Here is a 6,943-nt window from a genome sequence, read left to right as displayed (position 1 = left end):
GACCCGGCAGATAAAAAAGATTATTCCGAGGTGAGCCAGTCATAGAGGAATACTGCGATAAGTGCCCCTGCAATTGGCCCTATGATATAGATCGGGAAGAATTCCCAGAAGTTCTGCCCTCCAAGGAGGGTGTTTCCGAGGTACGGACCGAAGGTACGTGCAGGGTTCAATGATGAACCGGCGATATTTCCGGTTGTGGTGATGATACCGGCGACGGTGAGGCCGATGATCAGTCCGGCAAACCCTTCAGGTGCCCGCTTATCGACAGCCACACCCATGATGACGAGCATCAGGAGGAATGTCCCGATCGCTTCTGCAAGTATCGCTTCGGTATAGGAGATCCCGTGGAATGGTGCGGTTGCTCCAAGTCCTCCCATAAGTACTGCATCCGGGCCGGTACATCCGAAGAAGAGGATGCTTGCAAGTGCTGCTCCGATCAGCTGGGCGATGATGTAGGGGGCGACATCTGATGTCGGGAACCTCTTTGTTGCCCAGAGGGCGATTGTGACTGCCGGGTTGATATGTGCCCCGGAGATCCTGCCAAGTGCATAGATGGCACCGGCAATGGCAATACCAAAGGCAAGACCTATTGCAAGCCAGTCTGCGAGCCCCCCGAAGTACCCGATCCCGATATTGAATTCGGTGAGCGGTTCTTCTCCGGCAGAGAGCATCAGGGTGACAGTCGCTGCTCCTGCTCCGAAAAAGACGAGGAGGAAGGTTCCAATTATTTCAGCTACACATCGTTTGGCAAGTGATACCACGAGTAAAACCTCCAATTATGTATGGAACGCCTCATAGCAGGGTGGGCAGAGGATCCGTGGAATATTCTTCTTGAGCTTTTTTGCCGGGAAGGGGTAGCCCCCTTCCCAGTTCTCTGTCTCCTCCCTCATTGCATGCTCCATACAGATTCCCATGCCGCAGACGATACAGATTGCAACCGCATCGCTGTCTTTCCCCTCCTGGGCGCAGATATAACATTTCATACCAGACACCACCTTATACTGCGTTCTTATACTCACAATACTGGTGCCTGAAGTCAACAAGGCATGCCGCAGCACAATCCTTACATGCCCTGACAGGGGCAGCAGGCGTCTCCTTGTGAAGTGCGATGATGTTGGTCATCATCGTTGCAGTCACAGGTTCGCTCGTTAAGAGGCACGGGTAATCAGAGAGCCTCATAAGGGCAGATGCCCTGACCGTGATCGCACAGGCAGGGTATGCATACCACTGCGGGTTCATCAAAACCTCGTTCTGATCAACTGGAGAGAGATCGATCTCACATCCTGAGACTTTCGGCTTGAGCTTCCCTGCTGATCCGGCTTTTGCCCTCCGTGCCCGGTCAAGGATCTTCCATCCCCGGTAGATCATATCCATGAAATCGCAGTTATGCAGCTCAGCCGCTGCACCACGGGTCGGGTTCAGCTGGACGAGGTTATGGAACCTCTTGGTGAGGAGATCCACAATCATCGGCGCATTGAATCCGTCAAGTTCAAGAATGTATTCTGTTGCACATGCAGATGCACCGGTTGCAACCGAGAGAATATCATATTCGCTCTTCATCTTTGGCACAGCGGCGGCAAGGGTCTTTTCCATCACCTCTGTCACCGCATCGATGGTTGCCATGATCACATCGTCCTTGCACATGTTGAAGGTGGACTGGGCGATGTGATGGGCGATATCGCCGACACAGTATGCCGGGATGGTGACGATATTTCCATAATGCACGCCGTCATCCACTGCCTTCTTTACAGCCGGTGTGATGAGGCGGCGATACTCGCTCATGTACTTCCTGACATCAAATGAGGTGTGTCCTGCCTCATCCATCAGTTCGGCCTGGGCATCAACCGGGGTCTTATAGATCTTCTGGACCTGCTGAACCTCCTTCTTTGATGCATCCGCAAGAGAGTCGCCCGCTTCAACACGTGTTGCAAAGACCTCCCCGACACCATAGGATGTGTTCATGCCCCATGATTTTGAGGCAAGAATTGTCTGTTGGTGATCTTTTGGAATTTTTGTCTTCTTCAGAATCTGGTTGACGATATTGCTAGTACTTCCGGGGATCATGGCAAAATCCACAACACAGGTGGGCCCGTAGAATCCGGCATATCGGCGTGCGGATTCCCGCCCGATCAATGCCTCGGATTTTCCAATCCGGGTGACGAAGGCATCAAGGCTCTTTTTGAACTTCGGGTCTTCATCACTGAGGATCTCAAGGACGACCGGAGTCTGGTAATGTTCGACAAAAGGATCGTCTTCCGGCCGTATGGTTTTTGTCAGGCCTTTCAGTGCGGTAAAGTGTGCAGTAACTGACGTCTTGTGGAGGTCAATCACAGCAGCACTCTGGCCGGCTGCAGCCTTCATCTTCCTGACAGCTGCAACATAGGGTTCGGCATCGGTGATCGAAAACGCCGTCCCCCGCTTCTTTTTAATCGTCTCAACATCTGCCCGCTGGGCAGCCATTGCTTCTGCGATGATTTTTTTATACAGTTCGGACATTGCTAACACCTCTGTTAATCGGGCAGATGCCCGATATGCGGGACTATGATCCCAAAGAATAATAATGGTATTGTTAAATGAAATAGAACAATAAATGAAAATATATTTACGAAATTCTCTCATGTATTCTTCAAATGGTCAAATGTTAAGGAGAGTATTCCTGTTTTCTTTCTCTGGTCATTTTTGAAAACACATATAACAGACCAATTCATATACTATTCTATTTGTATGATGGTTGCATGGATAATCTGCCGGTTTCTTCGTGGATCCGATCCTGTAACCGGGTACCAAAGAAGAGTATTAATGGTGGCCTGATCGGGAATGGCAGCAAACCAGATTCTAATCGTAGAAGACGACGCGATGATCGTTGAGATGCTCGCTGTCATGCTCCGAAAGCTTGGGTATGGCGTCTCGGGTATTGCCACATCAGCAGATGAGGCAATCATGCAGGCAATACAGGGCACCCCCGACCTTGTCCTGATGGATATCGGGCTTGAAGGGAGGGCAAACGGGATTGCTGCTGCAACGATCATCTACCAGTTCTTCTCAATACCCATTGTCTTCTGTACTGCCCATTATGGGAGTGATGTATTAAACCAGGCCAAGCAGGCCCAGCCATTTGGCTATATAACAAAACCTTTCAATGAACGCGATCTCTTCAGCGTCATTGAGATTGCCATCAATAATTATCTCTCAACACGCCCCTCAGGAACAGATGCCAGACAATTCAAGGAACTGCTCCATATTGATGCCGGGGTGATGTTCCTTGATACCGGTGGCCGTGTCCTCTTCATGAACCCCTATGCGGAACATATCACTGCAATTACTCACAAACAGGGGTTCTATCATAATGTCGACAAGGTCATCAACAACTTTGAGATGGCCCAAAAAACACAGAAACAATACCCCTCTCTCTGGGAAGCAGTCCGGGAGAGTGTTGTTATCGGCACAGGACACGATATCATCATCACGACACGGAAAGGCAAGAGGAAGGCAGTCCACCTGAAAGTGATGGTGAGGAAGAATAACCGGAATGAGATTATCGGCTATATTCTCAAGCTTGATGAGAATATCGGGAAGAGCCGCACCCTGAATCGATATTAATCCCTTCTTAACTTCCAAGGGGTTTTATTCTCTGCTTTTTTTCCAGACTATGCATAGTTCTCTGGCTCCAGGCGCATCTCTTCATGGCCTCATGGATTCAGGGGGGAGTATTCCCCCTGTTCAGCCGGCGATCACAGGGTTGGCATGCTCATCAAATGGGTTCTTCCGCATCGCCAGTGAGAAGAGATATGGATAGTGTGACTTCAGGTACCGCATATACTCAATCCATTCCGGGGTGAGCAGATCATAGACACGCCTGATATCGATGGTGAGGTGTGCTATATCCTGCCCGGGAAGGCTGGCAATATCATCCCTGCTCTCAAGTTCTTCTGAGAGATGGAAGACGGCACGGAGCGCCTCGGTGAATGTGGCATGTTCAAGGAGAGCCGGGTTTTCAAGCAGACGCAGCAGAAAGTCACGATGCTGAATGAGAAAGTTGCGGAGATCCTGAAGATCGATCCTTTGGATGATGACTGTTTGTTCTGTTCCCTGAAGATAATTCCTGATTTGATCGAATTCAGTCTCGGTCCAGGAATCCCTGATAAGGAGATTCCCCCGGAGTTGATCGAGATGTGGATCTGCATCTGAGAAGTGTTTCAGGAGTGTTGCTCCGACCTCGGAGAAGAAGATGCCAATGACCATATTCATCTTCTGGAGCCTCTCCCTTTTTGAGCGGACTGCTAACAGCTGGTTTAAGATGATCGTCACCAGAAGGACATTCACCGGCAAAAAGCCGAGCGCATTGAAGATATAGGTGAGGGTGTTGCTCCCCCCCTCATCCCCTATGATCAAAAACTTCAGCCCGTAGATGAGCGCTGTTGAACAGATGAGTGCTATGCCGAGTTTTGTCTCCCATTTGAGTCGCATTGTACCTGCCCCTTATAGATTAATTGATGCTTTTTGCATGGAAAAAGGAAACTGTCCTTCAGGTGATGATAAGGAACCAGACAAGAAAGACCAGGCTCTGGAGGATCGTCACCGGAATACCGAATTTCAGGAATTCAATAAAGGTGATGGTTGCACCCCGTTGTTCTGCGTTCTGAATGATGATGATATTGCTTGCAGCACCCAGTATCGTCAGGTTTCCGGCAATGGTGCTCCCTGCTGCAAGTGCAAGGAACGCAGTATCTCCTGCACCAGCCTCAAGGAGCATCGGAATGAGCAGGGCAACGAAGGGGACATTCGAGACGATCTGGCTCATCACAAGGCTCCCGGTGATGAGAAGTGGGATCGAGAGGATCTGATCCTGGGAGACCGCTGACTGGATTGCTCCGCTCGCAAAGACTGCACCCATTAGGATGAAGAGCGCGATGAAAAAGACGAGTGTTGCATAATCCACTTTTTTAAGGATTTGGAGCCGCTTGCGGGAGAGGATGAGTATCGGCATTGATGCGATGAGCGCTATCCCGGCGAGTCCCGGCCATGGATTGTAGCCAAGAGATAAAAGCAGTATCCTCAGCAGAATCAGGAGAATGAGGAGTGCGAGTGAGATTTTGCAGAGGGCTGCCATGCCGGGATCGTGGATCCCTCCCTCGGGCATGGCCGGTGACAGGGTATCTGGAATGTTGGGGATGAGACGTAGTATAACAGCATAGAGGATTAAACCGGAGATGAGTGTCGGAATCAGAAGGTAGAGGGGAAAGGTGAGAAACGGATTCGCCATCCCGCTTGAGATGGCAATGAGCAGGTTCTGGGGATTTCCTATCGGGCTTACTATGCTCCCTGTCGTGATTGCGCCTGCAAGTGCGAGGAGGAAGATCCGATCCGGGATATTGCAGGTGCGGGCAAGGACGAGGGCAATCGGGGTTCCGATGATTGCAAGGGTGTCATTCATCAGGAGAGCCGAGAAGGCTCCCATCACGAAGATAAAGAGGAAGATCAGTCCTCGCGTCGTTCTCTGTGAAGCGAATATTCTGGTTGCGGTATGGGCGAGATAGCCGCTCTCCTCCATTGCAGCACCGATGATAAAGACGCCGAAGAGGAAGATGAGAATTTCATAATTGATCGCAAAAAGGGCGGCTATCGGGGCTATTGATCCTGCCAGAAGTGCAGCTACTGCTCCACCGAGCATGATGCCCCAGATGGGCAGCCTCACCTTTCCGACCTGGCGGAAGGCGATCGCCACCATCACCGCTGCGAGAATAAGAGTAGCATTATCCGTGATCAGGATTGCGCCTGCATGATTATGAAGAATTGCCTCTCCGATCAGATCTGCGAAAGCGTCATATAGGAGTTACTCCTATTGTGGCATATGAAGTATATTCATTACCTTCTGATGGCACTCCTTCTGGCTGCTGCACTCTCTGTTGCCGGGTGCACAGAGACGCCGGAGGCGGTTGTGCCGGTTGCAACTCCTGAAGTAACGCAGACTCCTGCAGAAACGCCCACCGGCTGGTCTCTCACCCCGGGTCCGGTTGGAACGATGCCTGTTGGAAAAGTGGTCTCGACCTCCGTTGAACGGGATCCTATCCGAACAGATCTGATTGTCCGGTTTGATGGAGGGCAGGGGATGAACTTCGTTACGTTGATTGAAGCCACGATGTATACCTCTGATGGACGTGTTGAGACAAAATATATCGAGAGACCGCTCAATATGGGCAAATCGGTCACATTTGACGGAACACGGGGATCTGATCGGGTAAAGATTACCGTGTACTATAGTAGTGGAGAGGTTGTTGTGATCAGCGATGCCCTCCACGAATTCAAGAGCAGATGAATATTCACTCCTCTCTTCTTTTCCATCTGATAAGGACTCCATCGTCCATTTGTCCGACGTGATCGAGGGTGAGCCTTGGGAAGAGCGATTCATCAATAAATCCCTCTCCATCTGCAAGTGTCGGGGCAGTCTTTCCGCCGATGATCAATGATCCGAGATATACATTCAGCTCATCAAAGAGACCCTGGCTTAAAAATGACCAGATCACAGTGCCTCCCCCTTCAACCATCAGGGTTGCAATCCCCCTCTTCTTCAACTCCGGCATAAGAGAGTGGAGGTCGACAGTATCCTCTCCGCAGGTGATGACTTCAGCATACTCTCCAAGTGCCTCCACCCGTTTTGGATCGGCTTTCCTTGCAACAGCGATGATCCGTTTCCCTTCCCCTTTCCTAAGTATGTCAGCTGTTGTCGGCGTCTCTGCACCCGAGTCAAGGACGATCCTTACCGGGTTCTCATCTGCCTTCCTGTTTTTCCGCTTCTGACGGAGAACCGGTGATTTGACTGTCAGTGACGGGTCATCCGCATGCACCGTTTTGATACCGACAAGGATGGCGTCACAGGCAGCACGCATCTGGTCGACACGGGAAAAATCGTCTGATCCTGATATCCGTACCTGGCGCCGCTCCC

Annotated in this window: 8 protein-coding genes; 2 read left to right on the top strand and 6 right to left on the bottom strand. The window is 50.7% G+C overall.

Features of this window, described 5'->3' with window-relative positions; all coding sequences use genetic code 11:
- Positions 1-20: 20 nt before the first annotated feature.
- From QCH34_RS04280 to QCH34_RS04270, 3 genes are read right to left on the bottom strand one after another with little or no spacing between them, the layout of a single operon-like run.
- Positions 21-761, bottom strand: a complete 741-nt coding sequence (locus QCH34_RS04280; RefSeq protein WP_300330615.1) for an MIP/aquaporin family protein — start codon at positions 759-761, stop codon at positions 21-23.
- A 15-nt stretch (positions 762-776) separates the two neighbouring features.
- Positions 777-983, bottom strand: a complete 207-nt coding sequence (locus tag QCH34_RS04275) for a DUF2180 family protein (RefSeq protein WP_300330612.1) — start codon at positions 981-983, stop codon at positions 777-779.
- A 13-nt stretch (positions 984-996) separates the two neighbouring features.
- Entirely contained in the window at positions 997-2,496 is a 1,500-nt protein-coding gene (locus tag QCH34_RS04270) for a DUF2193 domain-containing protein (RefSeq protein WP_300330609.1), read from the bottom strand.
- A 321-nt stretch (positions 2,497-2,817) separates the two neighbouring features.
- Here QCH34_RS04270 and QCH34_RS04265 point away from each other — a divergent pair, with 321 nt between their 5' ends.
- Positions 2,818-3,600, top strand: a complete 783-nt coding sequence (locus tag QCH34_RS04265; protein ID WP_300330607.1) for a response regulator — start codon at positions 2,818-2,820, stop codon at positions 3,598-3,600.
- 120 nt (positions 3,601-3,720) lie between these two features.
- Here QCH34_RS04265 and QCH34_RS04260 read toward each other — a convergent pair whose 3' ends face one another.
- Together QCH34_RS04260 and QCH34_RS04255 are read right to left on the bottom strand one after the other, a co-directional pair.
- The gene (locus tag QCH34_RS04260) at positions 3,721-4,467 is read right to left on the bottom strand and encodes a hypothetical protein (RefSeq protein WP_300330605.1); all 747 of its coding nucleotides are present in this window, start codon (positions 4,465-4,467) and stop codon (positions 3,721-3,723) included.
- A 58-nt stretch (positions 4,468-4,525) separates the two neighbouring features.
- Positions 4,526-5,728 carry an SLC13 family permease gene (locus tag QCH34_RS04255; RefSeq protein ID WP_300330603.1) on the bottom strand — a complete coding sequence of 401 codons (1,203 nt, stop codon included), beginning with the start codon at positions 5,726-5,728 and terminating at the stop codon, positions 4,526-4,528.
- Positions 5,729-5,851: 123 nt separating this feature from the next.
- On the opposite strand from QCH34_RS04255, the gene QCH34_RS04250 reads away from it, so the two are divergent.
- Complete coding sequence (locus QCH34_RS04250; protein ID WP_300330601.1) at positions 5,852-6,316, top strand: hypothetical protein; 465 nt, start codon at positions 5,852-5,854, stop codon at positions 6,314-6,316.
- Positions 6,317-6,320: 4 nt separating this feature from the next.
- On the opposite strand, the gene QCH34_RS04245 is transcribed toward QCH34_RS04250, so the two are convergent.
- Positions 6,321-6,943, bottom strand: a 623-nt coding sequence (locus tag QCH34_RS04245; RefSeq protein ID WP_300330599.1) for a 2,5-diamino-6-(ribosylamino)-4(3H)-pyrimidinone 5'-phosphate reductase, incomplete at its 5' end; no start/stop codon positions are given.

It is taken from the genome of Methanocalculus sp. (assembly GCF_029762515.1).
Taxonomy (GTDB): Archaea; Halobacteriota; Methanomicrobia; order Methanomicrobiales; family Methanocorpusculaceae; genus Methanocalculus.
The sequence above is the reverse complement of the archived record's forward strand: the minus strand, read 5'-3'. Positions and strand labels throughout refer to the sequence as shown.